28 protein-coding genes are annotated in these 26,831 nt (G+C 74.7%); 10 read left to right on the top strand and 18 right to left on the bottom strand.

Annotation, left to right across the window (positions count from 1 at the left end):
* Positions 1-75: 75 nt before the first annotated feature.
* Positions 76-864 carry a sulfite exporter TauE/SafE family protein gene (locus E4P39_RS10895; protein ID WP_135136532.1) on the top strand — a complete coding sequence of 263 codons (789 nt, stop codon included), beginning with the start codon at positions 76-78 and terminating at the stop codon, positions 862-864.
* Positions 861-1,634 carry a sulfite exporter TauE/SafE family protein gene (locus tag E4P39_RS10890; RefSeq protein WP_135136531.1) on the top strand — a complete coding sequence of 258 codons (774 nt, stop codon included), beginning with the start codon at positions 861-863 and terminating at the stop codon, positions 1,632-1,634. Before E4P39_RS10895 ends, E4P39_RS10890 begins: the two co-directional genes overlap by 4 nt.
* A 70-nt stretch (positions 1,635-1,704) precedes the next feature.
* Here the strand turns inward: E4P39_RS10890 and E4P39_RS10885 are convergent, their stop codons facing one another.
* From E4P39_RS10885 to E4P39_RS10865, 5 genes are all read right to left on the bottom strand, one after another.
* Positions 1,705-2,301 carry a hypothetical protein gene (locus E4P39_RS10885; protein ID WP_135136530.1) on the bottom strand — a complete coding sequence of 199 codons (597 nt, stop codon included), beginning with the start codon at positions 2,299-2,301 and terminating at the stop codon, positions 1,705-1,707.
* A gap of 134 nt (positions 2,302-2,435) precedes the next feature.
* Positions 2,436-3,149, bottom strand: a complete 714-nt coding sequence (locus E4P39_RS10880) for an HNH endonuclease family protein (protein ID WP_209306477.1) — start codon at positions 3,147-3,149, stop codon at positions 2,436-2,438.
* An 81-nt stretch (positions 3,150-3,230) separates the two neighbouring features.
* Positions 3,231-4,901 (bottom strand): alpha-amylase family protein, encoded by a 1,671-nt coding sequence (locus tag E4P39_RS10875; protein ID WP_135136529.1) that lies wholly within the window; start codon positions 4,899-4,901, stop codon positions 3,231-3,233.
* Entirely contained in the window at positions 4,898-5,884 is a 987-nt protein-coding gene (locus tag E4P39_RS10870; RefSeq protein WP_135136528.1) for a TIGR03885 family FMN-dependent LLM class oxidoreductase, read from the bottom strand. The genes E4P39_RS10875 and E4P39_RS10870 overlap by 4 nt, the downstream gene beginning before the upstream one ends.
* 77 nt (positions 5,885-5,961) lie before the next feature.
* The gene (locus E4P39_RS10865; RefSeq protein ID WP_135136527.1) at positions 5,962-6,594 is read right to left on the bottom strand and encodes a LysE family translocator; all 633 of its coding nucleotides are present in this window, start codon (positions 6,592-6,594) and stop codon (positions 5,962-5,964) included.
* Positions 6,595-6,655: 61 nt separating this feature from the next.
* Between E4P39_RS10865 and hrpB the strand changes: the two genes are divergently transcribed.
* The 6 genes from hrpB (at position 6,656) to E4P39_RS10835 (ending at position 13,009) form a co-directional block, all read left to right on the top strand.
* The gene (gene hrpB, locus E4P39_RS10860; protein WP_209306476.1) at positions 6,656-9,133 is read left to right on the top strand and encodes an ATP-dependent helicase HrpB; all 2,478 of its coding nucleotides are present in this window, start codon (positions 6,656-6,658) and stop codon (positions 9,131-9,133) included.
* A 37-nt stretch (positions 9,134-9,170) separates the two neighbouring features.
* Positions 9,171-11,003 (top strand): 4-alpha-glucanotransferase, encoded by a 1,833-nt coding sequence (gene malQ / locus E4P39_RS10855; protein WP_135136525.1) that lies wholly within the window; start codon positions 9,171-9,173, stop codon positions 11,001-11,003.
* An 89-nt stretch (positions 11,004-11,092) separates the two neighbouring features.
* A complete protein-coding gene (locus tag E4P39_RS10850; RefSeq protein WP_135136524.1) occupies positions 11,093-11,434 on the top strand; it encodes a hypothetical protein in 342 nt (113 codons plus the stop codon).
* A gap of 72 nt (positions 11,435-11,506) precedes the next feature.
* Positions 11,507-11,707 carry a hypothetical protein gene (locus E4P39_RS10845; RefSeq protein WP_135136523.1) on the top strand — a complete coding sequence of 67 codons (201 nt, stop codon included), beginning with the start codon at positions 11,507-11,509 and terminating at the stop codon, positions 11,705-11,707.
* Between the two features lie 14 nt (positions 11,708-11,721).
* Positions 11,722-12,186, top strand: coding sequence for a hypothetical protein (locus E4P39_RS10840; RefSeq protein WP_135136522.1), 465 nt, complete (start codon positions 11,722-11,724; stop codon positions 12,184-12,186).
* Between the two features lie 19 nt (positions 12,187-12,205).
* Positions 12,206-13,009, top strand: coding sequence for a DUF998 domain-containing protein (locus E4P39_RS10835; RefSeq protein WP_167761758.1), 804 nt, complete (start codon positions 12,206-12,208; stop codon positions 13,007-13,009).
* A 13-nt stretch (positions 13,010-13,022) separates the two neighbouring features.
* Here the strand turns inward: E4P39_RS10835 and E4P39_RS10830 are convergent, their stop codons facing one another.
* Positions 13,023-14,033: a nitroreductase family protein gene (locus E4P39_RS10830; RefSeq protein WP_167761756.1), complete on the bottom strand. Its 1,011-nt coding sequence runs from the start codon at positions 14,031-14,033 to the stop codon at positions 13,023-13,025.
* Positions 14,034-14,136: 103 nt separating this feature from the next.
* Between E4P39_RS10830 and E4P39_RS22315 the strand changes: the two genes are divergently transcribed.
* Positions 14,137-14,619, top strand: coding sequence for a pyridoxamine 5'-phosphate oxidase family protein (locus E4P39_RS22315; protein ID WP_167761754.1), 483 nt, complete (start codon positions 14,137-14,139; stop codon positions 14,617-14,619).
* A 15-nt stretch (positions 14,620-14,634) separates the two neighbouring features.
* Here the strand turns inward: E4P39_RS22315 and E4P39_RS10820 are convergent, their stop codons facing one another.
* The 6 genes from E4P39_RS10820 to E4P39_RS10795 all read right to left on the bottom strand — a co-directional run bounded on the left by E4P39_RS10820 (position 14,635) and on the right by E4P39_RS10795 (position 21,200).
* Entirely contained in the window at positions 14,635-15,576 is a 942-nt protein-coding gene (locus E4P39_RS10820) for a DMT family transporter (RefSeq protein ID WP_245159765.1), read from the bottom strand.
* A 100-nt stretch (positions 15,577-15,676) separates the two neighbouring features.
* The gene (locus E4P39_RS10815) at positions 15,677-16,432 is read right to left on the bottom strand and encodes an SDR family oxidoreductase (RefSeq protein WP_135136518.1); all 756 of its coding nucleotides are present in this window, start codon (positions 16,430-16,432) and stop codon (positions 15,677-15,679) included.
* Between the two features lie 94 nt (positions 16,433-16,526).
* Positions 16,527-17,711, bottom strand: coding sequence for an amidohydrolase family protein (locus E4P39_RS10810; RefSeq protein ID WP_135136517.1), 1,185 nt, complete (start codon positions 17,709-17,711; stop codon positions 16,527-16,529).
* Positions 17,712-17,790: 79 nt separating this feature from the next.
* Positions 17,791-18,549 (bottom strand): SDR family NAD(P)-dependent oxidoreductase, encoded by a 759-nt coding sequence (locus E4P39_RS10805; protein ID WP_135136516.1) that lies wholly within the window; start codon positions 18,547-18,549, stop codon positions 17,791-17,793.
* A gap of 81 nt (positions 18,550-18,630) precedes the next feature.
* Positions 18,631-19,374, bottom strand: a complete 744-nt coding sequence (locus E4P39_RS10800) for a DUF5995 family protein (protein WP_135136515.1) — start codon at positions 19,372-19,374, stop codon at positions 18,631-18,633.
* 11 nt (positions 19,375-19,385) lie between these two features.
* Positions 19,386-21,200 (bottom strand): PucR family transcriptional regulator, encoded by a 1,815-nt coding sequence (locus tag E4P39_RS10795; protein WP_135136514.1) that lies wholly within the window; start codon positions 21,198-21,200, stop codon positions 19,386-19,388.
* A 407-nt stretch (positions 21,201-21,607) separates the two neighbouring features.
* On the opposite strand from E4P39_RS10795, the gene E4P39_RS10790 reads away from it, so the two are divergent.
* A complete protein-coding gene (locus tag E4P39_RS10790) occupies positions 21,608-22,615 on the top strand; it encodes a DUF2877 domain-containing protein (RefSeq protein WP_135136513.1) in 1,008 nt (335 codons plus the stop codon).
* Positions 22,616-22,634: 19 nt separating this feature from the next.
* On the opposite strand, the gene E4P39_RS10785 is transcribed toward E4P39_RS10790, so the two are convergent.
* The 6 genes from E4P39_RS10785 to E4P39_RS10760 all read right to left on the bottom strand — a co-directional run bounded on the left by E4P39_RS10785 (position 22,635) and on the right by E4P39_RS10760 (position 26,830).
* A complete protein-coding gene (locus tag E4P39_RS10785) occupies positions 22,635-23,096 on the bottom strand; it encodes an SSI family serine proteinase inhibitor (RefSeq protein WP_135136512.1) in 462 nt (153 codons plus the stop codon).
* Positions 23,097-23,158: 62 nt separating this feature from the next.
* Complete coding sequence (gene hisG / locus E4P39_RS10780; RefSeq protein WP_135136511.1) at positions 23,159-24,025, bottom strand: ATP phosphoribosyltransferase; 867 nt, start codon at positions 24,023-24,025, stop codon at positions 23,159-23,161.
* 31 nt (positions 24,026-24,056) lie between these two features.
* Positions 24,057-24,320: a phosphoribosyl-ATP diphosphatase gene (locus E4P39_RS10775; protein WP_135136510.1), complete on the bottom strand. Its 264-nt coding sequence runs from the start codon at positions 24,318-24,320 to the stop codon at positions 24,057-24,059.
* On the bottom strand, positions 24,317-24,841 hold the full coding sequence (gene ribH / locus E4P39_RS10770; protein WP_135136509.1) for a 6,7-dimethyl-8-ribityllumazine synthase: 525 nt from the start codon (positions 24,839-24,841) through the stop codon (positions 24,317-24,319). The genes E4P39_RS10775 and ribH overlap by 4 nt, the downstream gene beginning before the upstream one ends.
* Before the next feature lie 73 nt (positions 24,842-24,914).
* Positions 24,915-26,222 carry a bifunctional 3,4-dihydroxy-2-butanone-4-phosphate synthase/GTP cyclohydrolase II gene (locus tag E4P39_RS10765; RefSeq protein WP_135136508.1) on the bottom strand — a complete coding sequence of 436 codons (1,308 nt, stop codon included), beginning with the start codon at positions 26,220-26,222 and terminating at the stop codon, positions 24,915-24,917.
* Entirely contained in the window at positions 26,219-26,830 is a 612-nt protein-coding gene (locus E4P39_RS10760; RefSeq protein ID WP_135136507.1) for a riboflavin synthase, read from the bottom strand. The genes E4P39_RS10765 and E4P39_RS10760 overlap by 4 nt, the downstream gene beginning before the upstream one ends.
* Position 26,831: the final 1 nt, after the last annotated feature.

The following is a 26,831-nucleotide window of genomic DNA, read 5'->3' as shown; positions in this document are numbered from 1 at the left end:
CGGACTGTGAGCTGATCCACCCGGCCTGCCGGGCGGCAGTGCCGTGCGCCGTGTCAGGCTCGACCCGATGGACGCATGACGGCGTGGGAGATGGTCGCGGTGGCGGCGGCCGGGTTCGCGGCGGGCGGCATCAACGCGGTCGTCGGCTCCGGCACGCTCGTGACGTTCCCGGTGCTGCTGGCCGTAGGTCTGCCGCCGGTCACCGCGACCGTCACGAACTCCCTCGGCCTCGTCTCCGGGAACCTCGCCGGAGCGATCGGCTACCGCCGTGAACTGCGCGGCCAGCGAGGGCTGCTGCTGCGTCTGCTCCCGGCGTCCATCCTCGGTGCACTGACCGGGGCGTTCCTGCTGCTGAACCTGCCGGCGTCGGCGTTCGAGGCGATCGTCCCGGCACTGATCGCGCTGGCCGTCGTCCTCGTGGCCACCCAGCCCATGCTGCAGCGGGCCCTGGCCCGACGCCGGGCGTCCGGGGACGCAGAGCCCGAGGCCTTCCGGATCGGGCCGGGTCGGCTCGTCGGCCTCCTCGCCGGCGCCTACGCCACCGGCACGTACGGGGGCTACTTCGCGGCCAGCCAGGGGGTGCTCCAGATCGGCATCTTCGGACTCCTGCTCCCCGAGTCGATCCAGCGGCTCAACGCGCTCAAGAACGTGCTCACCATGGCCGTCAACGGGGTCGCGGCCATCGCCTACGTGATCGTGGCGCCCGACCGGGTGCGGTGGGCTGCCGCCGCGCTCATCGCGGTGGGCGCCCTCGCGGGCGGCTTCGTCGGCTCCTCGCTCGGCCGGAAGCTGCCGGCGGTCGTCCTTCGGACGGCGATCGTCCTGCTCGGGCTCACGGCGATCGTCGTGCTGATGTCCCGGTGACCGCGCTGGAGTTCGCGCTGCTCCTGGGAGCCGGCATCTGCGCCGGGCTGGTGGGCAGCGTCGCCGGGCTGGCCTCCCTGATCAGCTATCCCGCGCTGCTGGCGACCGGGGTGCCCCCGCTGACGGCCAACATGACCAACACCGTCGCCATGGTCTTCCAGGGCGTGGGCTCGGTGAGTGCCTCACGACCGGAGCTGAAGGGCCAGGGCCGGCGGGTGCTGCGGCTGGCCGTGGCGGCGGCCCTCGGCGGCGCGGCCGGTGCCGCGCTGCTGATGCTCACGCCGACATCGATCTTCGAGCGGGTCGTCCCGCTGCTGATCGGCGGCGCCTCCGCCGCGCTAGTCGTCCAGCGGCCGCCGCGCGAGCTGGCGATCGAGGGGGCCCGTCTCCATCCCGGCCGCGCCCACGACGACCCGCGGTGGCTGCCGGTGGGGACCTTCGCCATCGCCATCTACGGCGGCTACTTCGGTGCCGCCGCCGGGGTCATGATGCTCGCGATGCTCCTGCTCTCCACCGGAGAGGGGCTCCCGCGGGGCAATGCGCTGCGCAACGTGCTCCTGGGCCTCGCCAACATCATCGCGGCGATCGCCTTCATCGCGCTGGCCCCCATCGCCTGGTCGGCGGTCCTGCCGCTGGCGATCGGGCTGTTCACCGGCAGCCGCTGCGGCCCGTGGGTGGTCCGCCGCGCGCCACAGACCGCCCTGCGGCGGGTCATCGGCCTCGCCGGTATCGGCCTGGCGATCCATCTCGCGATCGAGGCGTACGGCTGATCGGCGACGGCGGTGTGGTGGCGAGTGCCGCGCTGCAACGCGGTACCCGCCACCGCACGGAGGCGCTGGCTCAGCCGCGGCTGACGTAGGCCGCGAGGAACAGCACGAACCCGCTCACCAGCAGCAGCAGGCGCGCCGGCGTCAGCCCGTTGAGCAGGCCGGCCGTCGCCTCCACCCACGCCGGGCGGACCGTGGCCCCGCGAGCGCCCATGCGCAGCATGCGCACCTCGTCGGCCAGCAGGATGCCGGCGGTGCCGAGCATCCCGAGGCCCAGGACCACGAACGCGAGGGCGAGGCGCTCCTCGAAGACCTCGGCCGAGCCGGCCAGGAACAGCACGACGACCACGCCGACCAGCAGGCCCAGCAGCCCACCGGCGACCGGTGCCCATGGCCCCATCACCGTGAGCGGACCGCGGCGCGGCATGCGGGGCGCCGGCCGGACGGTCACGGGCGCGGTCGGGTGCGGGCCCGGTACGGGGCCGGGCTCAGCGGGTGCCGACGCGTCCCCATCAGGGGCCGCCGGGACGGGCGGAACCGCCGGCGGGTCGCCGGCCGGGGCGGTCGCCGCCGGGGGGCGGACGACCGGGGCGGTCGCCGCCGGGGGGCGGACGACCGGGATCTCGGCGGTTCCGGTGCCGACGGACGTGCTTCCGTTGGGTTCGCTCATCTGCTCATCACCTCACCCGTCACGCTAGGCCCACCCGCCCCCGGACCCGGGACATCGCCCCGGCGTGCCGCAGGTGACCGAGAACTCACCAGGCGGCCGGACTCAGCAGGCGGCGGACTCAGCAGGCGGCGGACTCAGCAGGTGGCGAGCAGGCCCTCCAGCGCCGCGGCCTCCGGCGGGGTCACGGTCAGGGCGTAGCGGTCCTTGACCGTGATCACCACGGTGGCGTACGAGCAGCCGTAGGTGGGGTCCGGCGGCACCCACTCGTCGGCGGTCGAGTCACCCTTCGCGGAGTTCTCCGCACGGGTGGTGGCGATCAGGTTGGTCAGATCGTTGGCGAAGAGCGCACGCTGCTCCGGCGTCCACGCCGCCGCCCCCTGCACCCAGGCGGCGGCCAGGGGCACGACGTGGTCGATCGGCACCTCCGCCGCCTCGGCCTTGGCGAAGGGCAGGACGGCGCCGGTGTACGGGTCGTCCAGGACCCCGGCGACGACGACGCAGCCCTGCGTGCCCTCCCGCACCTGCACGTCGGTCAGGTCCCGCTGCAGGACGTCGTTGCGCTGGTCGCAGCCGTTGCGGTCGACGTCGGCCCAGGCGGGCCCGAAGACGCACCCCTCACCCTCGCCGCAACCGCGCTCGTAGCCCTCCAGCGGCGTCTTCTCCGCCACCGCGAGCCCGGCGAGGGCGGCCGACGCCGCCGACGGCTCGAACGTGCCGGCGGGGACGTCGCCCTGCCCGACCGAGGTGAGCGCCGGCTCCGCCGGACCCTCCACCTGCCACTCGAAGGTGCAGCCGGTGAGCGCGATCAGGACGGAGATGAGCAGGAGAACCGCCCGGGAGGTGCGCACCGCCCGACGCTACGAGCGGCGACCGACGCTTCCCGGGACCGACAGGCGGCCCCCTCCGGCCTTTGTGGCCATGAAGGCCGCTCAGACCAGCCGGCGGCTGTCCTGGGCCACGACGCGCAGCCAGCGGTAGCCGTAACCCTCCAGCGGGATCTCGACCTTCCCCTTGTCCGAGACGGACGCCTCACCCGACTGCAGCAGGTCGACCAGCCGGTGCGAGGAGTCGCATCCCTCCAGCGTCAACGGCACCGTGCGGGGTTCCGCACAGAGGTTGTGCAGCGCGACGAGCGAGCCGTCGTCCCAGGTGGTGAGGTGCGCGAGCACCTCCGGGCACGAGTGCTCGAGCACCCGGAAGTCGCCCCAGCCCAGTTCGGGCGACTCCCGGTAGCGGCGGATCAGCAGCTTCATGAAGGAGAGCAGCGAGTCGGGGTCGTTGCGCTGCGCGGCGACGTTGACGTACTCGGGGGCGAAACCGCCGCTCACCACCGGCCCGGGGAGCTTGCGCGGCGGCGCCGGTGAGAACCCACCGTTGCGCCCCGAGGTCCACTGCATGGGCGTCCGGACGGCGAGCCGGCCCTCGGCGTCGAGGTCCTCCCCCATCCCGATCTCCTCGCCGTAGAAGAGCACCGGGGTGCCGGGCAGCGAGAACAGCAGGCTGTAGACCATCCGCACCCGCCGCGGGTCGCCGTCCAGCATCGGGGGCAGCCGGCGGCGCAGCCCGCGGCCGTAGACCTGCATGGTCTCCTCCGGGCCGAACGCGGCGAACACCTCGGCCCGCTCGTCGTCGGACAGCTTGTCCAGGGTCAGCTCGTCGTGGTTGCGCACGAAGGTGGCCCACTGCGAGTCGGGGTTCAGCGTCGGCCGGCCCTCCAGCGCGGTGGCCAGCGGCCCGGCGTCGGCGCGGGCGAGTGCCAGGTAGAGCGCCTGCATGCCGATGAAGTCGAACTGCATGGTCAGCTCGTCACCGTCGGTGCCGCCGAAGAACTGCAGCTGCTGCTCGTAGGGCAGGTTCACCTCGCCGAGCAGGACGCCGCTGCCCGACCGCCGGCCGAGCAGCGCGCGCAGATCGCGCAGGTACTCGTGCGGCTCCGGGAGCGCTCCGCCGTCCGCGCCGGCCGTCTCCAGGAAGAAGGGGACGGCGTCGACGCGGAAGCCCGCCAGCCCGACCTGGAGCCAGAAGCCCATGATCTTGGCGACCTCGTCGCGCACCCGCGGATTGGTGACGTTCAGGTCGGGCTGCTCCTTGTAGAACTTGTGCAGGTACCACTCCCCCGTCGGCTCGGACAGCGTCCAGATGCTGGTCTCCTGGTCGGGGAAGACGACGTCCTTCTTCGTGTCCGGCGGCGGGTCGGACCGCCACACGTAGAAGTCCCGGTACGGAGAGTCCTTCGACGCCTCCGCCGACCGGAACCACGGGTGCTTCCGCGAGGTGTGGTTGACCACCAGGTCGGCGATCACCCGCATGCCGCGGTCGTTCGCCGTCCGGATGACCTCGACCAGGTCGCCGTGCGTGCCCAGCCGCGGGTCGACGCCGTAGAAGTCGGTGATGTCGTATCCGTCGTCGCGCTCGGCGGTCGGGTAGAAGGGCATCAGCCACAGGCAGGTCACGCCGAGGTCGGCCAGGTGGTCGATCCGCTGGGCGAGGCCGGCGAAGTCACCGATGCCGTCGCCGTTCCAGTCCATGAACGTCTCGACGTCCAGGCAGTAGACGACGGCGTTCTTCCACCAGAGGTCCGAGGTGTCGGTGATCCTCATATCGCCACCGCCGGCGCGGGGGCCGTCACGCCCAGCTGCGGCAGCACGTGCTCGCCGAACGCGTCGAGGAATGCGCGCTGCTCCTGGCCGACGTGGTGCAGGTAGATCTCGTCGAAGCCCAGCTCGGCGTACTCCGCCAGCCAGGCGGTGTGCTGCCCGAGGTCGGCCGAGACGTTGACCACCTCCGCGACGTCCTCCCGAGTGACGCGCTCGCTGGCGGCGTCGAAGGCCTCCACGTGGTCGAGGTCCCAGCAGACCGGCGGGGGGAAGACGTTGCTCCGCCACTGGTCGTAGGCGATCTCCGTGGCCCGGTCGGGGTGGGGGTCCCAGGAGATGTGCACCTGGACGGCGAGCTTCCCGCGTCCGCCGGCGTCGCGGTAGGCGGCGATCATCTCGCGGAGCTTGTCGTGCGGCTGGTTGACGGTCACCAGGCCGTCGGCCCACTCCGCGCCGTTCCGGGCCGTCGCCACGCTCACCGCCGGGCAGACCAGGCCCGGCTGCACCTCGGGCAGCGTCCAGATCCGCGCCCGGTCGACGGTGACCAGGCCGTCGTGGCTGACCTCCTCCCCCGCCAGCAGCGCCCGGATGACGTCCACGCACTCGCGCAGGCGGGCGTCGCGCAGCTCTTTGCGCGGCCACCCTTGCCCCGTGATGTGCTCGTTCGACGCCTCACCACTGCCGAGGGCCACCCAGAAGCGGCCCGGGAACATCGCGCCGAGGGTGGCGATCGCCTGGGCGATGATCGCCGGGTGGTACCGCTGGCCGGGCGCGTTGACCGCGCCGAACGGCAGCGACGTCGTGGCCAGGGCGGCCCCGAGGAACGACCAGCCGAACCCCGACTGGCCCTGGCGCGCGCTCCAGGGCGAGAAGTGGTCCGAGCTCATCGCCGCGGTGAAGCCCACCTCCTCGGCGTGCCGGACCGCTTTCAGCAGCTCGGCGGGGTGGACCTGCTCGTGCGAGTTGTGGAATCCGATCACCGGCATCCGTCATGCCTACCGGGGTCGGCAGAGCGCGGCCAGGTGACCTGCCCCGTCGCCGGCCGACGTAGGGGTCGCCCGGGTCAGCGCGCCGAGGTCGCGAGCCGGACGCCGAAGCCCACGAGCGTGGCGCCGGTGACCCCGTCGACGGCCCGCACGGTGGCCGGCCGCCGCAGCCACCGGCCGAGTACCGAGGCCAGTCCGACGAGCAGCGCGAACCAGACCACGGACAGCCCGGCGTGCACGCCGGCGAGGAGCAGCCCGACGAGCAGCGGATCGCTGCCGGCCGGCAGGAACTGCGGCAGCAACGCGGCGTAGAAGACGCCGACCTTGGGGTTGAGCAGGTTGGTGGTCAGGCCGGTCCGCGCCGCCCGCCACGCCGAGCTGCCGGCCAGGCCCTCCGCACCGACGCCGGCCGGCCCGGGGCGCAGCGCCCGGACGAGCAGCCGGACACCGAACCCCACGAGGTAGGCCGCACCGGCGTAGCGCAGCACGTCGTAGGCCGGCTCGGACGCCGTCAGGAGCGCGGAGACCCCGACGGCGGCGGCCGCACCCCACACGAACAGGCCTGCCACGATCCCGCCGGCGGTGGCCGTGGCCACGCGGCGGCTCCGGGTGAGCGCTGCCCGGAGGACGAGCGCCGTGTCCAGCCCCGGCGTCACGGTCAGGGCCATGGCCACGACGGCGAAGGAGAGCACGGCCGCAGAGAGGGTCACGGAGCCATGGTCGCGCAGCGGCACGAGGGCGGTGAATGTGCCGCACGCGAGACTGGGTGCCGTGCTGCCACCGCCCGGGACGCCGGGGACCGACCTGCCGGTCCGCTCCGCGCTGCCCGAGCTGTCCGACGCGCTCTCCTCCGGTGGAACGGCCGTGCTGATGGCGCCGCCCGGTACCGGCAAGACGACGCTCGTCCCGCTCGCGCTGGCCGGCGCCCTGCCGGGCCGGATCGTCGTCGCCGAACCGCGCCGGGTGGCCGCCCGTGCCGCCGCTCGCCGCATGGCGGCGCTACTGGGTGAGACCATCGGCGGACGGGTCGGCTACAGCGTCCGCGGGGACAGCCGGCGCAGCGCCGGGACCCGCGTCGAGGTGGTCACCACCGGCCTGCTCGTCCGCCGGCTGCAGGCCGACCCGGAGCTGCCGGGCGTGGCCGCCGTCGTCCTCGACGAGTGCCACGAACGGCACCTGGACACCGACCTCGCGGTCGCCTTCTGCCTCGACGTCCGCGCCACGCTCCGCCCGGACCTGCAGCTGCTCGCCATGTCGGCGACCGCCCAGGCGCAGCGGCTGGCCGCACTGCTCGGCGGGGACGGCGGCCCGGCCCCGGTCGTCACGGCGACCGGCGCCCTGCACGAGGTCGACGTCGTCTGGGCCCCGCCGTCCACCCCGGTCGACCCACCGCACGGGCTCCGGGTCGACCCGCGACTGCTCACGCACGTCGCCGGGACCGTCCGCCGGGCGCTGGCCGAGCAGGCCGGCGACGTACTGGTCTTCCTTCCCGGCGCCGGCGAGATCGGCACCGTCGCCGGGCGGCTGAGCGGCGTCGATGCCGACGTGCTCCCGCTGCACGGCCGGCTGCCGGCAGCCGCGCAGGACGCGGCGCTGCGGGCCGGCCCCCGCCGCCGGGTCGTGCTGGCCACGGCGCTCGCGGAGAGCAGCCTGACCGTGCCGGGCGTCCGCGTCGTCGTGGACGCCGGCCTCTCCCGGGTCCCGCGCGCGGACCTGGCCCGGGGGCTGGGATCGCTGGCGACCGTGCGGGCGTCGCGGGCGGCGGTCACGCAACGGGCCGGCCGGGCCGGCCGGGAGGGGCCGGGTGCCGTCTACCGCTGCTGGACCTCGGCGGAGCACGACCGGCTCCCCCCGCACGACGAGCCGGAGGTCGCCACCGCCGACCTCACCGCCTTCGCGCTCGAGCTGGCCTGCTGGGGTGCGCCCGGCGGCCACGGCCTGCCGCTCCTCGACGATCCCCCACCGGCGGCCCTGCTCGTCGCCGAGCAGACCCTGCGGAGCCTCGGCGCCGTGGACGACGACGGCCGCGCGACTCCGCGGGGACGGGCGCTGACCGCGGTCGGGGTGCACCCGCGGCTCGCCCGGGCGCTGCTCGACGGCGCGCCGCTGGTCGGCCGGCGCCGGGCGGCCGAGGTCGTCGCGCTCCTCTCCGGGGACACGGCCTTCCGCGGCGACGACCTCGCCGCAACCTGGCGGAGCCTGCGCGGCGGCGCGGACCGGGGTGCCACCGCCCGCTGGCGCGACGAGGTGACCCGGCTGGAGCGTGCGGTCGACGACGCCGTCCCGCCCGCCGTCCCCGACGACACCGCCGCCGGCCTCGTCGTCGGGCTGGCGCACCCCGAGCGGCTCGCCCGGCGCCGGCCGGGCGGCAGCGGCACGTACCTGATGGCCGCCGGCACCGGCGCGGAGCTGGTGCCCGGAACGGCCCTGACCGGGGCCCCGTGGCTGGCGATCGCCGTCGCCGACCGGTCCCCCGGTCGCCGGGACGCCCGGGTTCGTTCGGCCGTCGCGATCGACGAGGCGACCGCGCTGGAGGCGGGGACCGCGCTGCTCAGGGAGCGCGGCGAGGTGACGTGGCGGAACGGCGACGTCCACAGCGCGCACGTGCAGCGGCTGGGCGCGATCGTGCTGGTCGAGCGACCGCTCCCCGACCCGGACCCGGGCGAGGTGGCCGCCGCCCTGGCCGAGGGGCTGCGTCTCGAGGGGCTCGGGCTGCTGAACTGGACACCGGCGGCAGTCCAGCTGCGGGCCCGCCTGGCCGCGGCATCCGCCGGACTCGGGCAGCCATGGCCGGCCGTCGACGACGACGCCCTGCTCGCCGCGATCGACGTGTCGAGGGCCCGCGGTCGCGCCGACCTCACCCGCCTGGACGTCGTCGCGGCCCTGCGTGCGCTGGTCCCGTGGCAGCTCGCCGGCCGGCTCGACGACGTCGTCCCCGAGCGGGTGGAGGTCCCCACCGGCTCCCGGATCCGGGTCGACTACACCGATCCCACGGTCCCGACGCTCTCGGTACGGGTGCAGGAGGTGTTCGGCTGGGCGCAGGCACCGACGGTCGCCGGCCGCCCGCTGCGGCTGCAGCTGCTCTCCCCCGCCCAGCGGGTCGTCGCGACCACCGCGGATCTCGCCGGCTTCTGGGTCACCGGCTATCCCGCCGTCCGGAGCGAGCTGCGCGGTCGCTACCCCCGGCACCCCTGGCCGGAGGATCCGGCAGTGGCATCCGCCACGAAGCGGGCCCGGCCGCGACCCTGACGCTGCGGGCTTTCCCCGTCCCGGCGAGGATCGCCGGGTGACACCGACACCGACCACCGACGAGTGGGGCATCGACGCGAGCTGGCTGGACGCGCTGGACAAGGAGCACCACGTCGCGCAGGCCACCATCGATCGCCTGCGCGAGGTCATCGGCACGCCACCGCCCGACCTCGAGGAGCGGGCGCCGATCGTCGCCCGCCCCGGGGACGCCCTGGAGGTCGACGAGGCCGAGGTGCTCTGCGAGGACGGCGAGGTGCGGCACATCGACGGCGAGCTGCCGGCCGACTTCCCGCTCGGGTACCACTGGCTCTCCTCGGCCGACGGCCGCCGTCGCCGGCTGATCGTCTCCCCGGGCCGCTGCTGGCTGCCCGAGGGCTACCGGGCGTGGGGCTGGGCCGTGCAGCTCTACGCCACGCGGAGCCGGACGAGCTGGGGCATCGGTGACCTGGCCGACCTGCGGGCGGTCCGGCAGATGGCCGCCGACCAGGGCGCCGGCTTCGTCCTGATCAATCCGCTGCACGCCGTCGCCCCGACCGCCGGGCAGGAGGCCAGCCCCTACCTGCCGGCCACCCGCCGCTTCCGCAACCCGATCTACCTCCGGGTGAGCGAGGTTCCCGGTGCCGACGGGGTGGACCTCGAGGAGGACGCCGGCCGGGCCCTGTCGGACGGTCCGCTGATCGACCGCGACGCGATCTGGGCGCGCAAGCGCGAGGTGCTGATGCGGATCTTCTTCGCCCACGGCGGCGGGGAGGCCTTCGTCCGCTGGCGGGAGGAGCAGGGGCAGACGCTGCAGGACTGGGCCACCTGGGCCGCCATCGCCGAGGAGCACGGCGGCGACTGGCACAGCTGGCCCGAGGAGCTCCGCCGTCCGCAGGGCCCGGCGCTGTCGGACTACGTCGAGCAGCACGGCGCCGTCGTGGCGTTCCACGCCTGGCTGCAGTGGGCGCTGGAGCTGCAGTTCACCGCCGCCACGGACGGGATGACGGTCATCCAGGACCTGCCGATCGGCGTCGCCGGGGGCGGCGCGGATGCCTGGACCTGGCAGGAGGTGCTCGCCGAGGGCGTCAGCGTCGGCGCTCCGCCGGACGCCTTCAACTCCCAGGGCCAGGACTGGGGCTCGCCACCGCTGGTGCCCTGGCGGCTGCGGGACGCCGACTACGAGCCCTTCGTGCAGTCGATCCGGGCCACGATCGCGGGCGCCGGAGGGCTGCGCGTCGACCACGTGATGGGGCTGTTCCGGCTGTGGTGGGTTCCCTCCGACGGGACCGCCGCCGACGGCGCCTACGTCCGCTATCCCGCCGAGGACCTGCTGAACATCGTCGCCCTGGAGAGCCACCGGGCGGAGGCGCTCGTCGTGGGCGAGGACCTCGGCACGGTCGAGGACGGCGTCCGCGAGGCGATGGCGGAGCACGGCGTGCTGTCCTACCGGCTGCTCTGGTTCGAGGACGACGACCCGGCGGAGTGGCCGGCGACGTCGATGGCGGCGGTCACCACCCACGACCTCCCCACCGTGGCGGGGCTGTGGACCGGGGACGACCTGGTCGAGCAGCGGGAGCAGAAGACCGGCACCGAGGAGGAGCTGGCGCGCGGGCGGTCGTCGCTGCTCGAGCACCTTCCCGGCCTGGACGAGGACGCCACCCCCGAGGACGCGGTGGAACGGGCACACGAGCTGCTCGCCCGGGCGCCGTCGACGCTGCTCTCGGCGACCCTCGACGACGCCCTCGGCGAGGTGCGCCGGCCGAACATGCCCGGCGCCACGGGCCGGCCGAACTGGTCGCTGCCGCTGCCCGTCCCGGTGGAGGACCTGCCGGCACACCCGCTGCTCCAGCGGGTCGCCCGGACGCTGGCGGACGGGGTCGCCGGCGGCTGACCAGCGGACGCCGCCGGCGACACGCCCGCGCCGCCGGTCGCGAGACAGCGGATCGAACGTGTGTGCGAACGTCGTGCCACACTGCGCAGATGGCCGGCGGCATGCTCCCAGGACGATCCGGGCGCTCCCTGGGCGAGCGGGCGGCGAACTCCGGCGTCCGCGGTGACGATCCCCGGCCGACGGCAGCCCCGGACCCGCTGGGCCCGGGACCCGCGCGCAGCGGATACGCGCCGGCCGGTACCGGCGGAGAGGGCCGGCACTGCTGGGTGCGGGACCCGCCGGACGCGCCGGGGATCTGGCCGGGCCTCCTGGTCGAGTGGCGGCAGCGGGACGGCGCCTGGCAGGGCCGGGTCGCCTACACCGTGACGGGACCGCACGGGCCGGCGCTGGTCGAGACCTGGCTCCCCGCGGCACGGCTCGAACCTCGCTGACCGGGGATTAGGCACCGTCGGCCGCGGCTATGGCCTTCCGCGGAGACGATCACCCCACCGGACGGAGCAACGATGACCGGCCCGAACGACCGCCCCACCCTCGACGACGTCATCCAGCCCGAGGAGAGCGTGACCCGCGATCGGACCCAGCACGCGAAGGACCCGCACCCCAGCGACGAGGTGCTCGAGCGCCGCACCGAGCAGGAGCGCCAGGCCGTGGGATCCGACGACGCCGATCCCACCGGCGGAGTGGAGCACTCCGCCACCGACTGAGGCGACCGACCGACGTGGCCCGCCTGGCCGCCGCGGACATCGCCTGCTGGGTGTTCAAGAGCGCCGTGCCGCCGGCGCAGCTCGCTCCCGGATGGCGGCCGGGCACGACGCGGACCATGACCCGGTGCGTGCGCCCCTCCTACCGGCTGGAGCTCATGGCTGCCGGGCAGCCCTGCCTCCTCTGGCTCAGCGGCCGCACCGACCCAGGTGTGCACGCGGTCGGCCTCCTGACGGCCGGGCCACAGGACGCCGACGGCGAGAGCGCGAGTTCCGCTTCCGCTGCCACGAGCGGAACGGGCGGGCCGGTCGTGCCGGTCCGTCTCACCCTCCTGGCCGAGCCCCTGGCCCGGGAGGCGCTCCTCGCCGACCCTCGGGCGCGGGACGCCGAGGTCCTCCGGATGCCGGCGGGGAGCAACCCCTCGTGGCTGTCGCCGGCGCAGTTCGCCGTCGTCCTCGACGGGATCGGCGCGGTCGGGTGAGGAAACCCTGCCTGGGAGCATGGGTCGCGTGAACCAGACCCGGCTCCGGTGGGGCGCCTGCGCCTGGCTGCTGACCCTCCAGTTCTTCGTCGTGGAGGCCGTCGCGGAGTCGCGCTTCGCGGGCCCCTACTCCCGCGCCGGCGACGTCATCAGCGCGCTCGGCGCCGCCGACTCGCCCGCGCGCCAGCTGATGAACGCCTCCTTCGTGCTGCAGGGAGCGCTGATCCTCGCCGGGACGCTCCTGCTCCGGCCGGCCCTGCTCCGGGGTGCCGCCCAGGCGGTCCCAGTGCTGCTCGGCGCGGCGGCACTCGGCGTGCTGCTCGTCGGGGTCTTCCCGTTGGACGGGAACGCGACGCTGCACGCGATCGGCGCCGTGCTCTACCTCGTCGGAGGCGGTCTCGGGCTCATCGCACTGGCCTACGCCGTGCGGCCGCGGTCGGAGGCGCTGGGCAGCGCGCTGGCGCTGCTGGGGCTGGTCGGCACGGCCGCCACGGTCCTGTTCCTGACGGGTGTCACCTCCTACCTGGGGGACGGCGGCACCGAGCGGGCAGCGGCCTACGTCCTGCCGGTCGGCCTGGCGCTGGCGGGTGCGGCCCTGTGGTGGCTCGGCCGGCGGCCGGCAGGCGACGTCCGCCCGTCCCGCCGGGAGGAACGGGAGCTGGAACGGGCCGGGCGGGCCGAGCAGGACCGCCGCCGGGACGAGGCTCTCGAGGCCGCCGCCCGCCGCCGCGAGTCCGACGCCACCGGGGTACGTCCCGTCGACGGCGGCCACGAGGACGAGAGCGACCCGTGGGCAGCGCCGCCCGCGCGGCGCAGGGACTGAGGCGGGCGGCCGGTCAGTCGGCACCGGGAACGAAGCGCAGGACCTCGGCCACGGGGCGACGGCCGCTGACCGCGCCGGGCGGAGCGTCGGACGGGTAGCCCAACCGGAGGAGCATCTGGGGGTGCCCGACCAGGGACAGTCGCCCACGCAGCCGGGTGCGCGTGGCGGGCCAGTCCAGGGCCTGGGTCAGGGGTGAGGCCGCCAGCCCCGCCGCCGTCGCGTGCAGCAGGAGCCGCCCCAGGGCCCGGCCGGCCTGCAGCCAGGCGCGCCTGTCGTCGCCGTCGGTGCCCATGAGCACGACGGCCGGCCGCTCCACGTCGGGCGGGGGCGCATCGGGGTCCCCGCCCCCGAGGAAGCGGTGCTGCTCCCGCTCGGCGACGACGAAGTCGCGGATGAGCCAGTTGGAGGGCCGGGCGTGCGGATCGCCGCTGGGCACGGCCTCCACGGGGACGCCGTCGACGGCCGCCGGGTCGGTGCGCAGCCAGCGCTGGAGCTCCTCGAGGTAGGCCGGATCGCTCTGCTCCATCTCCTCCGCCCGGGAGATCAGGAAGACGGTCGCCACCTCCTCCTCGGAGCGGGTGATCGGCTTGACCCACGTGTCGAATGCTCCGGCTTCGGCTCGCAATCGGTCGACGAGCTCGGCCGGAACCGCGCGAGCCAGGAAGGCGGCACGCACGGTGTGCCGACGGTCGATCGCCTCGGCAAGGGCACGGTCCTCCCCCGACGCCGGCGCGGAACCGGTCGCGCGGATCGTCACCAGGTGGTCGGGGTCGGCGTCGGGCAGCAGATCGATCTCCGTGGCCACGCCCGCGGCGGCGGCCGCGACGACCGCGAACTCGATCGCGCAGCCGCAGCTGATGACCTGCTGCCGGCCTGTCGGGTCCAGCACGGGCAGGGCCCGCTCCGGGTCCAGGAAGACGTCGAGGCGGTCGACGGAGGCCGTGAACCGCCACGGCTGCGTGTTGTGGATCGAGGGGGCCCGGACGGCCGCGGCCACCACCTTCGCCCAGTCCTGCTCGTCCACGCCTGCCTCCAGTCCTCTCGCGCCCGGAACGGGTGCCCTCCATGCCTACCTCATCGCCGGTCCGACGGTGCGCACAAGGCCGACCCTCGTCAGAATCGGACGCATGACGAGTCCCCAGTCCGACACCGCCGCGACCGGTGGGCCCCACGCGACCATGGAGGTCATCCCCACCGACGAGTGCTACCGATTGCTCGCCACCCAGGAGATCGGCCGCATCGGGGTCAACGCCGAGCACTATCCGCTGGTCCTGCCCGTCAACTACGCGCTGGACGGATCGACGCTGGTGATCCGGACCGGGGACGGGACAATTCTGCAGGCGGCCGAGCACGCGAACGTCACGTTCCAGGTGGACGAGGTGGATCGGCGCACCCGGAGCGGGTGGAGCGTGCTGGTCCGAGGTCAGGCCGAGCAGGTCGGCGCGGCCCACCGCGAGGAGCTCGTGGCCCGCACCGAGGCCAGCGGCGTCGAGCCATGGGCGCCGGGCGACCGTGGCAACTGGCTGCGCCTCATCGTGCACGACATCTCGGGGCGGCGGATCGTGCCCGGCGAGCTGCCACCCCCCGTCGACCCGCGGGCCTACCTCTGACCGCAGGCGGGCCCGTCAGACCGGCGCGCCGGCCTCCTGTGGCACCGGCACCGGAGGCCGCACTCGGCCCTTCCGGCGGGACAAGGCCACCCCGGCCAGGCACACCGCGCCCCCGACGAGAGCGAGGCCGGGCGGGATCTCGTCCAGCAGCAGCCAGCCCAGGAGGATGACCAGCGGCGGCACGACGTAGGTGGTGACGCCGAGCTTGCCCGCGTCCATGCGGCGCAGCGCGTAGGCCCACGTGCTGAAGGCCAGCGCGGTGGGCACCACGCCCAGGTAGGCCATGCCGGCGATCGAGCCGGCCGGGGCACGGACGATTTCGCCGGCCAGGGCGCCGGACCACGGCAGCAGACACACCGCACCGATCGCGCACGCGGTGAAGGTCACCTGCAGGCCCGGCAGCCGGCGCAGCAGCGGCTTCTGCGACACGACACCGATCGCATAGGTGAGCGCGGCGACGACACACAGCACGACGCCCACCGTGTCGGTCTCGGCCCCGCGCGTAGCCACCCCGATGATCACGACGCCCGCGAAGGCGACCGCGATGCCCACGACCAGCCAGCGCGGGAACCCCTCGCCCAGCAGCAGGCCGGCGAAGACCGCGATCAGGATCGGGCCGATGTTGACCAGCATCGCCGTCGTCCCGGCGTCCAGGTGCTGCTCGGCGGCGTTCAGTGCCACGTTGTAGATGCCGAACCAGCCGATCCCGCACACGGCCAGACCGGTCCATTCCCGGCGGTCGGGGCGCACCCAGCCGCGCCCCGCCAGGAGCAGCCCGAGGACCGCCGTGCCGATCAGCAGCCGCCCCAGGGCGAGGGCGCCCGGCGAGAAGTCCTCCCCCACACCGCGGATCGCCACGAAGGCCGACGCCCACGCGAAGATGGTGAACGCGACGGCGGCCAGGAGGAGAACGGCGGAGCGGCGGGTCTCGGGAACGGGCGGTGCGGCGATGCTCACGGGCCGACCCTAGGAGGCGGCACCGACATCGCTCCGGCGGTTTCCGGACAGCGAGGTCAGATCGTCCGTCGCGTTCCCATTCCTGGCAGGACCACGGCGGTCAGTGCGCGGGCCGTCGCAGGTGCTCGGCGTAGGTGCGCCGGCCACGGGCGCCTCCGGTGGGACAGGCCGCCCCGTCCCGGAAGGCGGCCCCCAGCTTCCCCGGCACCGGTGTGGCCACCACGTGCGTCCCGGGGGAACGGGCGGCGACCCAGGAGCGGGCGAGGTCGGCTGCGGAGAGCTCCTCCGGCCCGCCGTACTCGACGACGTCCCCCGCCGGTGGTGCGGCGATGACCGTGCCGATGTGTTCGGCCACGTCGCCCACGTCCACCGGCTGCACCCGCCAGCCCATCGGCACCGGGAGCACCGGTCCACGCCGGGCCGTGTCGAGCAGGAGGTCGACGAAGTCGTGGAACTGGGTGACGCGCAGCAGCGTCACCGGCAGCCCCGAGGCGAGCAGCACCTGCTCGGCGGCGAACTTCGCGCGGTAGTAGCCGTACGGGATGCGGTCCACGCCGACGATCGAGACGTAGACGAGGTGCCGCAGCCGGTCGCGGTCCACGGCCTCGACCAGCCGCCGGGTACCCGCGACGTCGACCTGCCAGGGATCGCCGCGCGGGTCGCTGGCCGCGTGCACGATCACCTCGGCACCGGCCACGGCGGACCCGAGGTCCCGCCCGGTCGCCAGGTCACCCCGGACCCCGCCCGGGCCGGTTCCCCGGCGCGACATCTGCTTGACCGAGTGACCGGCCGCCTGGAGCGGCCCGATGAGCCGTTGCCCGAGCCGTCCTGTTCCACCGGTGACGAGTACGTCCATGCCGGCAGTCTGACCCGGATGACCGTCTCGGCGCAGCACCGACCCGGGACCCAGGTGCCCCTGGACGCCGCAGCGAGGTCGTCCGCGGCCGATCTCAGCCGAGCACGCGACCTCCGCGGATCACCGCCCGGGGCGGGTCATGGCGGGCCAGCAGATCGACGGTCCTGGTCGCCGCGTGCACCAGCAGATCCGCCGGGCCGCCCTTCCGCAGCCCGTAGTCGGACAGGCCCAGGACGCGGGCGGCCGAGGTCGTGACGAGGTCGACCAGCACCTCCTGCTGCGGCGCGGAACGCATGTCCAGAAGGTGGGCGGCGAGGAACGCCACCTCCAGCAGGTTGTGCCGGCCGAACGGGTAGTACGCATCCTCGATGTCGTCCTGCCCCAGGGCGACCGCCACGCCCAGCGCCAGCGCGCGCTCCACGGGCAGCGCGACCGAGCCGGTGTGCGGGTCGCTCACCAGTCCCAGCCCCACGTCGCGGGTCAGCTCGAGGACTGCGGTCTGCCGGTCGGGCGGGTAATGGCCGACCGCCCGGGCGTGGCAGGCGACGCCGCGACCCTCCAGTCCGTGCCGGCGCATCGCCTCGGCGAGCATCCGGGTGGTGTCGAAGCCGGGGTCGGGTGCGTCGTCGGTGAGCATGGCGACCCGCCGCCCGAGCCGGGCGGCCAGCGAACACGACCACTCGACGTGCGCCTCCTGGTCGGCCGTGGTCGCCTCGATCCAGGGGATGCCGCCCACGACGTCGGCCCCCAGGGCCATGGCCTCCGCGACCAGCTCCGCGGCACCCGGGTCACGCAGCACGCCGTCCTGGGGGAACGCGACCACGGAGACGTCGACCCGGCCCCGGAACTCGTCACGGGCGGCGAGCACCGCCCGGACGCCGATCAGACCTGCCGCGGTGTCGACGTCGGCGAACGCCTGCACGTGCAGCACCCCGTTGCGCTCGCCGTCCGCCAGCGCCTCCCGGATCGACGGCAGGAGGGTCTCCTCCGCGTAGTGCGCCTTGACCGCCCGGGCGAGGTCGATGCCACGAGCGGAGTCGGCCATGCCGTCAGCCGTGTAAGCCTCGAGCGCGGCGTCGCCGATCAGCGGGAGCGTGCGGACCTTGTCCAGGTGCAGGTGTGCGTCGACGAACGGCTCCGTCACCAGCCCGCCGTCCGCGTGCACCACGACGGCGCCCGGCGGCGGGGTGACCTCTCCGGGCGGCGCCAGCGTCGTCACGCGTCCGCCGGCGCAGTGCACGTCCACCACCCCGCCACTGCGCAGGCGCCCCTCGGTCACGACGAGCGCCCCCGCCTCTGCAGCCGGCGCAGGAATCACCTGCGGAGCCCTAGCAGACGGGGGCGTCGAGCGGGAGTAGTCAGCGCTCCTGGTCGGTCGGCCGGACCAGCACCTCGTTGACCGCCACGTGCGGGGGCTGGCTGACCACGTAGACCACGGCCCGGGCGATGTCCTCGGACTGCAGCGACCGCATGCTCGTGTACATCTGCTCGGCGGCCGCCTTCGCCTCCGGCTGGGTGATGTGGTCCCGCAGCTCCGTCGCCACCGCCCCGGGCTCGACCAGCGAGATCCGGACCCCCTGGCCGGTCACCTCCTGGCGCAGGGACTCGCTGAACGCGTTCACCGCCCACTTGCTGGCGTTGTAGACGCCGGCCCCCTTGCGGGCGGTGCGCCCGGCGACGCTGGACATGTTCACGATGTCGCCGGAGCCCTGCTCGACCATGCCCTCGATCGCGGCGTGGGTCATGTACATCAGGCCGAGGACGTTCGTGCCCAGCATCCGGCGCCAGTCCTCGGGGTCGGCGCCGACGATGGTGCCCAGCAGCATCACGCCGGCGTTGTTGACCAGGACGTCGAGGCCGCCGAGCTCCTCCCGCGTCGTGCGGACGGCGTCGGCGCAGGCCTGCTCGTCGGTGACGTCGAGGTCGAGCTGCAGCACCGTCGAGCCGCCGTCCCGCAGCCGGGACGCCAGCGCGTCCAACCGGTCCTTGCGGCGCGCGCCGATCGCGACGGCGGCTCCGGCCTCGGCCAGGGCGACGGCGGTGGCCTCGCCGATGCCCGACGATGCTCCGGTCACCAGGGCGACCTTGCCTGCGAGGGGACGGGCAACCTCGGACACACGGACCTCCTTCGGGGCCGCACGGTGCGGCACGGCCTCCACCCTGCCCCGCCGCGCCGCGGTGCGCGCCCCGGGACCGAGTCAGCTCGCGGGCAGTGTGACGCCGAAGCCGTAGACGGCCAGCCGGAGCAGCACCGGCCCGGGGCGCAGCAGGTCACGCACGCGGGCGGCGCTGGCCTCCTCGAGGTCAGCGAGCCGCTCGGCATAGGCAGCCGGCCCGCGCAGCCGGGCGGCGTGCAGCGCGCCCGTGTTGACCCACACCTTGCGGCGGGACTCCCGCAGGAACAGCCGGCTCGCCTGGCGGTTGGCCGGGGCCAGCGCGCGGTCCAGCGTCGTGCGCCGCCCGCCGGCGCGCTCCAGCGCCACGTCCTCCTCGGCGACCCGCGAGGCGAGCACCTCGTCGATGCGCTCGTGGTCACGGCGGCGCCGGTCGAGCACCGAAGGGGAGGTGAAATCCGTGGGCGGGATCATGCGGACCAGCGACTGCGGCAGGTCGAAGTTGATGTGCGCGTTCATGCCGAGCAGCACGTGGGCCTCGGGTCGCAGGCCGGGGTCGGCGCCGAAGGCCAGCCGCCACGGCCCGGCGACCGAGCCGGCGTCCCGGCGGTGGGCCTCCAGCGCGTCGAGGTACAGCCCGGCGAAGTCGACGTCCCATCCCGCGACCCAGTCGGGGTCCTCGAAGACCCCGCGACCGAGGGCCGCCCCGACCGCCCGCGTCGTCCGGAGGTAGGTGCCCAGGAAGAACCGGGCCGGGTCGCGGGCGGCCTCCAGGCCGGCCAGCAGCCCCTCCATCCGCCCGACGAGCGCGGTGACGAGCGGGTGCACGGCAGCGGCGCTCAGACCAGCGAGTCCAGACCCTCGTCCGCCTGCAGGGCCAGACCCGCCTCCACCGGCGGCCGGTGCGGCTGGTCCAGGCCCCGCATGCGTGCCGCGTGCAGGGCCAGCAGGAGATTCAGCCGGAGAGTGGGATCGGTCGTGAACGGGCCGAGCATCCGCTCCAGCTTGCCGATCCGGTACCGCATCGTGTTGTAGTGGAAGTGCAGGCGGCGGGCCGACTCGGCGACGTTGAGGTTCGTCTCCAGCAGGACGCGGAGCGTCTCCCGCAGGTCCGCCGAGTCCGGGTCCGCGGCGTCGGCCAGCGTGCCGAGCACCTCGTCCACGTACGTGCGGAGCTCCGTGCTGTCCGGGATCAGCGACAGCAGGCGGAAGACGCCGAGCTGGTCGAAGTGCGTGACCGACGAGACGCCGTGGATCTCCTGCCCGACGCCGAGCGCGCGCTGCGCCTGGCGGTGGGCCTCCGCCAGCGCGGACAGCGACTCCGCCGTCCGGCCGATACCGGTGCCGAGCAGCCGGCCGACCCGCCGCAGCCGGCCGTTCACCCGCGAGGTGACGGCGGCGACGAGGGCGGAGACCTCCTCCGGCGTCCGTCCGTCCAGCGGCAGGAGGGTCACGATCTCGGTGGCGAGCCCGGCGACCGCGGCGCCCGCCACCTCCGGTTCCAGAGCCGCCCGCCAGCCGTCGGCGAGGCGGTCGAGCACGTCGAGGGCCTTGGTGGGGTCCGCCGCGGCGTCGGCGACGGTCTCCGTGGCGGTGACCAGCACCGCCACCGGGCCGTCCAGCCGCCAGCCGAAGGACCGCGTGTACGCCAGGGTCCGCTCCGTGTGGCCGACCGAGCCGCCCACCAGCCGCCGCACCAGGTCGCCCTGGAAGCGCAGCTCGACCGAGTGGACGGCCTGCAGCCGGATCACCGACAGGGCGGCGATGACCGCGGCGCGCTCCAGCACGCCACCGGCGCCGAGCATCATCGCGCCGGTCCGGTGCACCGCGACGAGCCAGCCGTGCCGCTGCTCGCCGGCCATGATCGGGGCGACGGCGTACTCGCCCACGCCGCCGGGGAGCTCGTGGTGACCGGGGACGAGCAGGATGCCGTCGGCCGGCGACAGGTCGGCGTCGGCCAGCACGTTCGCCGGCGTCACCACGGTCTGGTCGGCGCGCACGCCGGACACCCGGCGGGAGGGGGTCAGCTCGGCGAGCGCGTCGTCGGCCGCGGCGTCCAGCAGCCACAGCCAGTCGCTGATCTCCTCGACCTCCTCGGGCGGGCCGGCGGAGGTGACGACGTCCCGGTCGGGTCCGAGGCCGAGGACGGCGACGCCCTCGAGCATCACGGCGAGGCGGTGGGCGACCTCGGCCAGCCCGCCGCCGCGCAGCGCCACCCCGATGAACTCGTCGTCCATGCGGGAGGAGAGCGCCAGCGCCTGGCTCTGCTTGGTCACCACCGTGCCGAGCACCTCGGACAGCACCTCGTCCAGGCGCACGCCGGCCGGGAGGGCCAGCACGGGCAGACCGCGCCGGTCGGCCTCCGCCAGGATCTCTCCGGGCACGGGGGCCGGACCCTCGCTCCGCCGATAGGCCAGGGCGGAGGTGCCCATCGAGTCCAGCCGCTCGACCAGCGCCCGGCAGTTGGCGGCGTCGGCCGGGGGCAACCGGGCGCCCAGGACGACGAGGACGTCGGCACCGGCACCGGCGAGCGGATCGGAGGGGTCGTCGACGACCATGTGCCGCACCACGCGGCCGAGCCCGGAGGCGCCGGCGGCGATCGACGTGCCGGCCAGCGACGGGAGCTGGAGGGCCTCCTCGACGGTGAGCCCCATCCGCTCCTGCCAGCTCGACCGCTCGTCCCGCGGCTGCTCGGCGCGCGACTCGGCGACCGCCCAATTCCTCCGGAACGTCAGAGAGCCGTTACGGTGCGTTGACGCCGCGAACGCGGCATCACCCTGGGTCACCACGTGTCCCCTTCCAGTTGTCGCCCAGATTGCCACACCGCAGCTGCCTGTCAGGTGTCCCCGGACGCCGGGGTTCATTCTTGGCGACATCCGCCATAAGAGGGCATGCGACGCGCCGAATAAGTTCGAACCCCGGTCCACCCCGTTCAGCTGGATGGTAGGCCTTCGCCGGATCCCGGTGACCGCCCCTCCCTCCGACCGAGCGGACGTGGGGCGGGTCCGGGCGGGGGGGCCATGGCAGGCACTCCCGTCGTCCCTCCCAGTGAAGGGCCGTCATGCGCACCGTCGACCAGACCTCGGGCCACGTCCACCGCTCGCCGACGGAGGCGCCGCGCCACGGTCGCGCTGCACAGGCGGGCTTCCCCACGATCCCCCTCCCCCGCGAGTCCGCCCAGGCGACGGCCCGCACGGCCCGCCCGGCACGGGCGGCGACCGCCGTCCCGGCCCAGGCCAGCACCGGCGTGGCCGAGCTGCTGCGCGGGCCCGTCCGGCCGGCACGGGTGCTCCTGAGCTTCCCCGCCGCCGTCTACCTGCACGTGCCGGGCGAGCGCGGTGGCGACGTGGTCGGCGTGCTGACCAGTGACGCCGCCCGTCTGCCGCTGGCCTGCGTGCTCTTCCGGCCCAGCAACGGCCGCCCGCTGGTCGCCCTGCCCAGCGGCGCCCCGGCCGAGGTCGGCGGCGGTCGCATCGTCGTCGGCGACCTGGCGGTGAGCGCGGCGGCCTGGTGGAACCCCCGGCCCAAGCTGCCGAGCCTGCGCCCGGCGCTGCTGCCCGAAGGCGTTCGACAGCTCCGCAACGCCCTGTACGGCGAGGGTGTGCCGCACAGCGCCTTCACGCTGCCCGGACTGCCCGCCGGCCCCGGCGGCCCGCTCGCCGCGCTGCGCGGCGCGGTGCGCCGGGCCGACCTGGACGCCGCGCTGCGGACGGCGACCCGCCTGATCGGGCTCGGCCCCGGCCTGACCCCCGCCGGGGACGACGTCATGGCCGGCACCATCGCGGGGCTGGTGCTCCTCGGCCACCCGTCCGCGGACCGGTTCGCCGCCGGCGTCTACGCCCTGGCCGCCGGCCGCACGACGGAACTGTCGCGGGCGCTGCTGCGGCACGCCGCCTGCGGGCGGGTCAGCGGTGAGTTCGCGGCGGTGCTCCACGCCCTCGTCGGCGAGCGCCCGCTCATGCCGGCCGTGGCCGCGCTGCTGGCCACCGGATCCACGAGCGGCCGGGCGATGGCCCTCGGCCTGAGCACCGCGATCGACCTGGTCGAGCGGACCACCCGGGTCCGCTGACGCTCGCGACCCGGACCGGTCAGCCGACCGGTCCGGGGAGCAGCGGTCCCAGAGCGTCCCACTGGGAGATCCGGCAGCCGTCCGTCCGCGAGAGCTCGAGGTCCACCGGCTCGCCGTTCCACCGGCCGAGCACGCGTGCCGTCTGCGCGCCGCCGTACTGCTCGGTGCAGACGACGTCAGCGGGCAGCGGGGCGAACGGCTCGGCCGTCGCCTTCAGGTGCGCGCAGGCGGCCTCTGCGTCGGGGTGGCTGCCCTCGACGAAACCGACGCAGGTGAGCGTCCAGGTCTCCGGTTCCGTGCCGTCACCGGGGTCGAACTCGACCTGCAGGTCGTTGTCCGCCTGCTCGATGCCGCCGCCCGCCGCCGGATCGTCGGAGCCGGAGGTCGCGGGCCGGTCGCCGGCACCCCCGGCGTCCCCGGACGGGGACGCGCAGGCGGTGAGCAGGGTGAGCAGGGCGACCAGGGCCAGGAGGATGCGCACGTACTGGAGACGCCGGGCAGGCCCGGAAGGTTGCCGCCCGAGGGAAAGTGGCTACGCCTGGGTCAGATGCGGCAGGCGTGGATGCTCGTCACGAGGATCGCGCGGGCCCCGAGCTCCCAGAGCTCGTCCATGACGCGGTTGGTCTCGGCCTGCGTCACCATCGCCCGCACCGCCGACCAGCCCGGCGTCTGGAGGGGGCTGACCGTCGGGCCCTCCAGTCCGGGGGTGACGGCCGTGGCCCGGTCGAGCAGCTCGTTCGGGCAGTCGTAGTCGAGCATCACGTACTGGCGGGCGACGAGCACGCCGCGGATCCGGCGCCGCAGCTGGGCGACCGCCGGGATCTCCTCGGCGCCCTCCCGGCGGACCAGGATCGCCTCGCTGGTGAGCACCGGCTCGCCGATGATCTCCAGCCCGGCGGCACGCAGCGTCGTCCCGGTCTCGACCACGTCGCAGACGGCGTCGGCGACCCCGAGCCGGCAGGCGGTCTCGACGGCGCCGTCCAGTTTGACCACGCTCGCCTTGATCCCGGAGTCGGCCAGGTACCGCTGGAGCAGCACCGGGTAGGCGGTGGCGATCCGCTTGCCCGCCAGCTGCTCGACCCCCCCGATGCCGGACTCGACCGGAGCGGCGAAGCGGAAGGAGGAGCGGCCGAAGCCCAGCGGCATGACCTCCACCGCGGCCGGCCCCTCGCCGTCGTCCGGCGCGGTCTCGAGCAGCATGTCGCGGCCGGTGATGCCGACGTCGAGGGTGCCCGAGGCGACGTAGACGGCGATGTCACGCGGGCGTAGGTAGAAGAACTCGGTGTCGCTGTCCGGGTCGTAGACGGCGAGGTCCTTGGTGCTCCGGCGCTGGCGGTAGCCGCTCTCGGCGAGCATCTCCGCCGCCGGCTCGCTCAGGACGCCCTTGTTGGGCACGGCGACGCGCAGCACGGTCAGGAACTCCCTCGGGCGGACAACAAGATCACAGGTGAGCGTAGACGTCGTTCAGCGTCAGGCCGCGGGCGAGCATGAGGACCTGCACCCGATAGAGGAGCTGGCTGATCTCCTCCGCCGTCCGCTCGGGGCCCTCGTGCTCGGCGGCCATCCACGCCTCGGCGGCCTCCTCGACCACCTTCTTGCCGGCGGCGTGCACCCCGTCGACGACGGCGCGCACGGTGCCCGAGGTGGGGTCGTCCGCGGCAACCTTCCCCGCGAGCTCGGCGAACAGCGAGTCGAACGTCTTCACGAGCGGATCCCCCGGGCCGGCGACGCGGCGAACCCGGTGGTCCGCTGCGGGGTGCGCAGCTCGCGCAGGGTCAGGGCCGTGGCCAGCGCGGCGACGGCCGCCTCCCAGCCCTTGTCCTCGGCCGAGCCGGGCAGGCCGGCGCGGTCGCGGGCCTGTTCCTCGCTGTCACAGGTGAGGACGCCGTTGCCGACCGGCTTCCCGGCGTCCAGCGCCACGCGCGTCAGCCCGGCGGTGACCGCGTCGCAGACGTAGGTGAAGTGCGGCGTCCCCCCGCGGATGACCACGCCCAGCGCGACGACGGCGTCGTGCCGCTCGGCGAGGGCCTGCGCCACCACCGGCAGCTCCACAGCGCCGGGCGCGCGGACCACCGTCGGCTCGGGCACGCCACTGGCGTGCGCCGCCTCGATCGCCCGGGCCAGCAGCATGTCGGTGAGCTCCGCGTGCCAGGTGGTGGCCACGATGCCGAGCGTCAGCCCGGCCGCGTCGACCGGCTGCACCTCCGGTGCTCCGCTGCCGCTCATTCCGCCTCCTCGCCGGCGCTCGCCGGCCGCATCCGCGACGCTGCTCCGCGCATCGCTGAGCTCGCACGCTCGCTCACGACGGCTGCTCGTCGACGCCGAGCCGGACGTTCGGCGACAGGGCAGCGGCGTCGGCCGGCCCCGACTCGGTCTCCGGCTCGATGATGTCCAGCAGGTGTCCCATCCGGTCGCGCTTGGTGCGCAGGTACCCGAGGTTCTCGGCGGTCACGTGGCTGGGCAGCGGCACGCGCCCCGTCACCCGCAGGCCGTACCCCTCGAGCCCCGCCCGCTTGGCCGGGTTGTTGGTGAGCAGCCGCATGGTGTGGATGCCGAGGTCGACGAGGATCTGCGCGCCGGTGCCGTAGTCGCGGGCGTCCGCCGGCAGGCCGAGGTCGAGGTTGGCGTCCACCGTGTCCGCGCCGCGGTCCTGCAGCTGGTAGGCCTGCAGCTTGTGCAGCAGGCCGATGCCCCGGCCCTCGTGGCCGCGGATGTAGAGCACCACGCCGCGCCCCTCCTGCGCCACGGTGGCGAGCGCGGCCTGCAGCTGGGGGCCGCAGTCGCACCGCAGCGAGCCGAAGACGTCGCCGGTCAGGCATTCGGAGTGCACGCGGACCAGCACGTCCTCGCCGTCCGCGATGTCGCCGTAGACGAAGGCGACGTGCTCCCGGTTGTCGTAGGAGCTGCGGTAGCCGACGGCCGTGAAGGTGCCCGCCGCCAGCGGCACGGTCGCCTCCGCCTCGCGCTCGACCAGCTTGTCGAAGCGCTTCCGGTAGGCGATCAGGTCGGCGATCGAGATCATGCAGAGGTCGTGCTCGTCGGCGAAGACCCGCAGTTCCTCGCCGCGGGCCATGCCGGTCGGGTCCTTCTCGCTGACGATCTCGCACAGGGTCCCCGACGGCCGGAGGCCCGCCAGGACCGCCAGGTCGACGGCGGCCTCGGTGTGGCCGGGCCGGCGCAGTACGCCGCCGTCCTTGGCCCGCAGCGGGACGATGTGGCCGGGCCGGGCGAGGTCGGCCGACGTGGTCTCCGCGTCGGCCAGCAGCTGGATGGTGCGCGCGCGGTCGACGGCCGAGATGCCGGTGCTGATGCCCTCGCGGGCGTCCACGGTGACCGTGTAGGCGGTGCCCCGCCGGTCCTGGTTCACCCGGAACATGGGCGGCAGGTCGAGGCGGTCGGCGTCGGCCTCGGTGACCGAGACGCAGATGTAGCCCGAGGTGTACCGGACCATGAACGCCACGAGCTCGGGGGTGGCGAGCTCGGAGGCGAAGATCAGGTCGCCCTCGTTCTCGCGGTCCTCGTCGTCGATGACGACGACGGGCCGGCCGTCCTTGATGTCGGCGATGGCCGTCTCGATCGCATCGAGTCGTGTCAGCGGACTACTCATGAGCGACCTCCCAGCAGGCGCTCCACGTACTTGGCGATCACGTCGACCTCCAGGTTGACGGGGTCCCCCGGGGTGCGCGCGCCCAGCGTGGTCTCGCGGAGGGTGGTCGGGATGAGGCTGACCTCGAACCAGGGTTCGGGGAGATCCGCGGCGCTGACGGCGCTGACGGTGAGCGAGACGCCGTCGACGGCGATGGACCCCTTCTCGACGACGTAGCGCGCGAGCTCGGGCGGCAGGCCGATCCGCACGACCTCCCAGGCATCGCCCGGCGTGCGGGTGAGGATGCTGCCGACACCGTCGACGTGGCCCTGCATCAGGTGCCCCCCGAGCCGGGTGTGCGGGGTGACCGCCCGCTCGAGGTTGACGGAGTCGCCGGAACCGGCCTTGCCTAGGCTGCTGCGGCGCAGGGTCTCGGCCATGACGTCGGTGCTCCACACGCCGTCCGGCGTCACGCCGGTGACGGTCAGGCAGACACCGTTCACGGCGATCGAGTCGCCGAGGGCCACGCCCTCGAGCACGCGCCGCGCCTGGATCCGGAGGACCGCGGAGTCGGCCGCGTCGTCGCGGACGACGAGGGTGCCCACCTCTTCGACTATGCCGGTGAACACC

The sequence above is a fragment of the Blastococcus sp. CT_GayMR19 genome (genome assembly GCF_004570385.1).
Taxonomy (GTDB): Bacteria; Actinomycetota; Actinomycetes; order Mycobacteriales; family Geodermatophilaceae; genus Blastococcus_B.
Note: the sequence above shows the minus strand (reverse complement) of the source record. Positions and strands in the feature narration are given on the sequence as shown.

What these genes read in the sequence shown, in the direction of transcription:
- E4P39_RS10895 (WP_135136532.1), top strand. Translation starts at nt 76, where the DNA reads ATGACGGCGTGGGAGATGGTCGCGGTGGCGGCGGCCGGGTTCGCGGCG.
- E4P39_RS10885 (WP_135136530.1), bottom strand. Translation starts at nt 2,301, where the DNA reads ATGAGCGAACCCAACGGAAGCACGTCCGTCGGCACCGGAACCGCCGAG.
- E4P39_RS10875 (WP_135136529.1), bottom strand. Translation starts at nt 4,901, where the DNA reads ATGAGGATCACCGACACCTCGGACCTCTGGTGGAAGAACGCCGTCGTC.
- E4P39_RS10870 (WP_135136528.1), bottom strand. Translation starts at nt 5,884, where the DNA reads ATGCCGGTGATCGGATTCCACAACTCGCACGAGCAGGTCCACCCCGCC.
- E4P39_RS10850 (WP_135136524.1), top strand. Translation starts at nt 11,093, where the DNA reads ATGGCCGGCGGCATGCTCCCAGGACGATCCGGGCGCTCCCTGGGCGAG.
- E4P39_RS10845 (WP_135136523.1), top strand. Translation starts at nt 11,507, where the DNA reads ATGACCGGCCCGAACGACCGCCCCACCCTCGACGACGTCATCCAGCCC.
- E4P39_RS10835 (WP_167761758.1), top strand. Translation starts at nt 12,206, where the DNA reads ATGGGTCGCGTGAACCAGACCCGGCTCCGGTGGGGCGCCTGCGCCTGG.
- E4P39_RS22315 (WP_167761754.1), top strand. Translation starts at nt 14,137, where the DNA reads ATGACGAGTCCCCAGTCCGACACCGCCGCGACCGGTGGGCCCCACGCG.
- E4P39_RS10815 (WP_135136518.1), bottom strand. Translation starts at nt 16,432, where the DNA reads ATGGACGTACTCGTCACCGGTGGAACAGGACGGCTCGGGCAACGGCTC.
- E4P39_RS10795 (WP_135136514.1), bottom strand. Translation starts at nt 21,200, where the DNA reads ATGGGGCTCACCGTCGAGGAGGCCCTCCAGCTCCCGTCGCTGGCCGGC.
- E4P39_RS10790 (WP_135136513.1), top strand. Translation starts at nt 21,608, where the DNA reads ATGCGCACCGTCGACCAGACCTCGGGCCACGTCCACCGCTCGCCGACG.
- ribH (WP_135136509.1), bottom strand. Translation starts at nt 24,841, where the DNA reads ATGAGCGGCAGCGGAGCACCGGAGGTGCAGCCGGTCGACGCGGCCGGG.
- E4P39_RS10765 (WP_135136508.1), bottom strand. Translation starts at nt 26,222, where the DNA reads ATGAGTAGTCCGCTGACACGACTCGATGCGATCGAGACGGCCATCGCC.